We start from the raw sequence: 1,766 nt of genomic DNA, 5'->3' as shown, positions 1-1,766 counted from the left end.
CGGAAGGAGCGGATCGAGCGCGGGGATCGCGGCGGTGAGGGCGGCCAGCTCGCACACGCCCGCGATCACCAGGCCGAACCAGCCGACCCAGCGTGGGACCAACTGCCCGGCGAGCGCGGGCACCGAGATCCCGGCCAGCAGCAGACCGGAGAAGACCACGAAACCCGGGCCGCCCGTGGCGAAGGCCAGCGCGTTGAGCGCGCGGATCGCGATAGGGCTGTCGGCCACGTGCGTCTGGGTCAACGCGAGGGTGGTCAGCCCGGACATGGCGAGCAGCGCGGCTGCGGCCGTGCCGCCGACCAGGGCGATCAGCCGACCCGGCACGTCCAGCCCGGCGGCGCGCACCCGGTGCGACGCTATGGCGGTGAACACCACGAACGGCACGGCCGAGGCCAGCAGGAGAAAGGCGGACAGGTGCGCCGCGCCCAGATGGTGGGTGTAGAAGTCGAGCAGGTCGGCGTCCGAGGAGTAGGGCGCCACGCCTGCCACGGCTGATGGCATGACGACGGCGGCGAGGGCCAGCACGACGTACGCGATGGCCGGCGGCAGCAGCGGCGCGCCGCCCAGATGTCGGCTCTGCGACCGGCTGTCCTCGAACGTGCCGGGATTCGGACTTGTCTGACGCTTGGTCATGTCAGCTTCCTCCGTTGATATCAGTCGCGAATGATTCGCTCCATGAACGGTTCTCCCGGTACGCTATCTCCATGTCTTTCCGCCCCGCAACCCAGGACGGCGAAGCGACGAGTGCGAGCCGCCGACGCGGCGGGGCCGCGTTCCTGCTGGCCCAGGTGGGCGCCCACGCCAGCAGCCGGTTCGCAGAACGGATCGCCGGCCTCGGCCTGACCCCGCCGCAGGCCGGGCTGATCCGCGCGATCGCCGCCGCCCCGGCCAGCAGCCAGCAGCAGCTGGCCACCCACCTGGGGCTGCTGCCGAGCCGCGTGGTCGCCTTCGTTGACGACCTGGAATCACGCGGCCTCCTCCGCCGTGAACGCAGCAGCGTCGACCGCCGGCAGTACGCCCTGCACCTCACCGAGGAGGGGGAAGCCCTGATGCGCCGCCTCCAGCACGTCGCTCGGACCCACGAGCGCGACCTGTGCCAAGCGCTCGACGAGGCCGAACACGCGCAGCTCGTCACCCTGCTCGGTCGCATCGCCGACCAGCAGGGACTCACCGCCCACGTCCACCCCGGCTACGCCAGGCAAGGCAGCGGCGCGTCGGCCGAAGTAGGGTCCCGCAAAGCGGGTATTTCGCCAGCCGACGCCCCACGGAAATCCACGGAATCTGGGTAACACCAGACCCGCGTCGACCGGGCCGACCACGCCTTGCCACCTGGGTAGAAGTCGTCACCGGTGGTCGTCGTTGGTCTCTCACAATCGGCCTCCGACGGCCTGAACCTAGGGGCCTGTCCGGCGGATCATGTCGGACAAGCCCTAGTAGCACTTTGTTAGGTGTCGGGTGTGTCGTTGGTGGCTTCCATGTGGATGGTGGTTGGCTGGTGGTGTGACTCCGGAGCAGATCGAGCAGGTACGTCCGCGGCTGGTTGAGTTCGCTGCGCAGATGTTGGACGGTGCGGTTCGGCGGTCGGACCAGCGGGTCAAGGGTGAGTTGTATGTGCGGGGGCTGCTCACCGACGGGGCGCGTAAGTCGATGCAGCCGATGGCGGAACGTCTCGGCGTCGATCATCAGCAGTTGCAGCAGTTCGTGACGTCCTCGACCTGGGACTATGCGACAGTGCGGGGGAACGTTGCCCGGTGGGCGGCCGAGTC

At 69.4% G+C, this 1,766-nt stretch carries 3 protein-coding genes; 2 read left to right on the top strand and 1 reads right to left on the bottom strand.

Annotated features, from left to right (window positions below):
• Positions 1-633: hypothetical protein (locus tag A6A27_RS44355; RefSeq protein WP_158074032.1), on the bottom strand; the 633-nt coding region annotated here is incomplete at its 3' end.
• Between the two features lie 71 nt (positions 634-704).
• Between A6A27_RS44355 and A6A27_RS23105 the strand changes: the two genes are divergently transcribed.
• Positions 705-1,289, top strand: a complete 585-nt coding sequence (locus A6A27_RS23105) for a MarR family winged helix-turn-helix transcriptional regulator (protein WP_073836744.1) — start codon at positions 705-707, stop codon at positions 1,287-1,289.
• 268 nt (positions 1,290-1,557) lie between these two features.
• A partial coding sequence (locus A6A27_RS23100; RefSeq protein WP_143194125.1) for a transposase occupies positions 1,558-1,766 on the top strand: 209 nt, incomplete at its 3' end.

Origin of the sequence: Micromonospora sp. CB01531, from assembly GCF_001905095.1 — a bacterium.
In the GTDB taxonomy this organism is placed as follows: Bacteria; Actinomycetota; Actinomycetes; order Mycobacteriales; family Micromonosporaceae; genus Micromonospora.
This window is presented reverse-complemented; position numbering and strand designations above follow the sequence as displayed.

What these genes read in the sequence shown, in the direction of transcription:
- A6A27_RS23105 (WP_073836744.1), top strand. Translation starts at nt 705, where the DNA reads ATGTCTTTCCGCCCCGCAACCCAGGACGGCGAAGCGACGAGTGCGAGC.